Source organism: Rhodohalobacter sulfatireducens (genome assembly GCF_022012475.1).
Classification (GTDB): domain Bacteria; phylum Bacteroidota; class Rhodothermia; order Balneolales; family Balneolaceae; genus Rhodohalobacter; species Rhodohalobacter sulfatireducens.
Genome location: NZ_JAKLWS010000082.1, coordinates 1 through 2162 on the forward strand (window position 1 = coordinate 1; position 2162 = coordinate 2162).

A 2162-nucleotide genomic window follows, 5' to 3' on the forward strand; every position below is an offset into this window, starting at 1 on the left:
CCGTTAAACAGGTCAATCCATTCTCCATTTTCCTGATCCTGGGCTGTCACGGGACCTATTCCTGCTAGAATCAAAAGTAGTGTACAAGCAAAAGTAAATAAGAGATTTTTCATGATGGAAGTTACTTTACATTTTTATTTGGCATTATATTAATCGCTAACTGCTGGATAGTTAATCTTATAGTATTCTTTTAAATCTATTCCACTTGTCCCGCAAGATAGTTCACCAGTGTAGTAAAGTCATCATAGGAAAGCGAATTAACGAGTCCCGCCGGCATGATTGAAGATTCCAGCTCTTTGCGTGAAGTGATACTGGCTTGTTCAATCGTGGTTGCCTGACCGGCAATGTTCCGTATTACAAGTTCATCCGCCGATTCCTCTGTTACAAACCCTATATAGCTGACGCCATCTTCTGTTTGAATTTGCACAGTAGCAAATCCCTGGGATATAGAAGCATTGGGTTCGAGTATGGCTTCGGCAATTTGGTCACGGGTCATGATGCCGCCTATTTGTCCCAGGTAAGGGCCCTTGGGAGTTTCTTGCGGATCGATGCTGTGGCATGCAGAGCAGGCCAGTTCTACAAACAGTTCTCGTCCCCGCTCCTCATTAACCTCCCTATCTTCACTCAGGCTTTCCAATGCCAGCATAACATCCTCAATCGAAGCCTCTCCGACCTGCCCCTCCCGGCTGGCAAGTTCTTCAAAATCAACTTCTTGTTCCTCTACAACCGGTTCTTCCGGGGATTCTGTTACTCCAAATTCTGATATTTCCAATCGATACTTGCTGTTAAGGTGAGCAAATAGTTGTTCCTCTTCAACTGAGCTTTGACGCCATACATTCAGCAGGAAATCACGGATGAGTGGGGTTGCTCCCCATTCTATAGCCCGGTAATACGGACCATGATTATCGGGCCGGGTACTCCACCACCACGAACCGTCATACGGAGCTTCCTGGTGGTAAATGCGGGCCAGGTTATGAAGAATCTGGTTCCTGAATTCAGCGTCGTCAGAATCCTGGTATATGGTTATGAGTCTTTCGGGCACTTGTTGCTGGTGAATATATCGCAGCGCCCATAAGGCGAGTTCATTTTGCTCTGACTCCACAGCATCGAGAATTTGTTCTGTATCTCCAATATCAACAAGAGCTTTAACAGCCACGTGTGCCGGGATTATGGCTGGATTGGGAGAGGCATGGGGTCCCTCTGTTCTCGGGGCAGGAGACTCAAATGAAGGAGGAATTGGAATATCCAGTAGCGCTTGGGTTGCCTCCGGGCGGCCCATACGGCCCAATCCGACAATGGCCGCAATTTTTACACGATCGGAGCTATCATTCAGGGCCGTAAGGAACGGCTCGGCAGGAACCTTATCAACATACTCCTTACGGTCTGCGAGAGCCCTCAGGGCAAATTCCTGTACCGTGTCATCACCGGTTAATTCTACCAAATTGTCAATTCCATTTTCACCGGCAATTTGCGAATAGGTAAAGATTCCTGCTACACGAATATCGAGGGGTACCTGATTGTTACTAGCAATTTGCCACGCAACTTCAGCAGCATCGGCCGCAGGTCTTTGAAGCAGCTCATATTGAGCATATTGCCGGGCTTTGGCACTTTCAGATTGCAGGTATTGCCCCAGTTCCTCGAGCGAGACATTTTGCAGATTGGGAAAATCAGATACCTCAAATCCTTCGGGGACCGCCCGTACGATGTAGCCTCGAGCGGAATCCCCCCTAAAGCCCGCACCATCCCAGGCAGACATATAAAGCGTACCAGACGCATCTATATCCAGGTCGGTAATCTGGGGTAATTCGACAAACTCCTGTTCTTCCTGCTCAAAGCTTCCGTTTGCCGGATTCACATGATGCATAAAAAGAATATTTCTTCCCCAATCAGCCATTAAAGGTACATGATTATACTGCGCAGGCCATCGATCATCGTCCATATAAAGAGCACCCGCTCCGGAACCACCCCCTACATCGACCAAGGCCGGGATTATCTCTTCAGTAAAATTCATAAAAAGAGTTGTATACCCGTATTGACCAGTTTGGATGTGATGAGAAAATCGCACATTCCAATTTTTTCCGTCATTGGTATTCCCGCGGGTAAAAATATTCATATAGGGGTCAATTGCCACATCATAAATATTACGAAATCCGTGAGTATAC

Annotated in this window: 1 protein-coding gene; it reads right to left on the reverse strand. The window is 47.0% G+C overall.

All coding sequences use genetic code 11. From position 1 onward, the window contains the following. Nucleotides 1-196: 196 nt before the first annotated feature. The coding region (locus L6773_RS21135) for a HEAT repeat domain-containing protein (RefSeq protein WP_237856662.1) at nt 197-2162 on the reverse strand (1966 nt) is incomplete at its 5' end.